We start from the raw sequence: 554 nt of genomic DNA, 5'->3' as shown, positions 1-554 counted from the left end.
CAATGTTTTCTATCTGTTTTTTGAGCATGGTAAGTAGCGATTTAATCGATGACGCAACAGTCCTAGGCATGATTTGAGAGCGGTTCTTTTCCATGGTTTGCATGGTCAATAACTGGTTGCGTCTTGTCACTAAGTCACTCATTAAACGAATGTTTTCACTTTTCAATTGTGTGAGCTTCGGTTTAATAGCTTCCGCGTAATGGGCAATAAGAGCGGCATCTAAGCGGTCATTTTTAGCTCGATGTCCAAGGGCGCCGGAGAACTTTTTGATATGTAATGGATTAGCAATGACATAGGGTAACTTAGCGTTATCGCAGGCTAAGATGAATGGCATTTCTAAGCGTCCGGTGGCTTCGATGACAATACGTTCAGGGTGGTACTTTTTAATGGTTTTGATGGCTTGTTTAATGCCTTTTTCATCATTGGAGACATTAAAATAGATATCGAGAGGACGGATATAGATATCTAATTGTGACTTGCCGGTATCAACGCCGACATTAATGTTTTGCAGTGTATTTGTATTCATAATAAGCTAACTCTTGCTTGCTAAATGC

1 protein-coding gene is annotated in these 554 nt (G+C 40.1%); it reads right to left on the bottom strand.

Annotation, left to right across the window (positions count from 1 at the left end):
• Positions 1-526: transposase (locus tag FKN88_RS17455; RefSeq protein ID WP_306687771.1), on the bottom strand; the 526-nt coding region annotated here is incomplete at its 3' end.
• Positions 527-554 lie beyond the last annotated feature (28 nt).

Source organism: Vibrio sp. 2017_1457_13 (assembly GCF_030851525.1).
Taxonomy (GTDB): Bacteria; Pseudomonadota; Gammaproteobacteria; order Enterobacterales; family Vibrionaceae; genus Vibrio; species Vibrio metschnikovii.
Note: the sequence above shows the minus strand (reverse complement) of the source record. Positions and strands in the feature narration are given on the sequence as shown.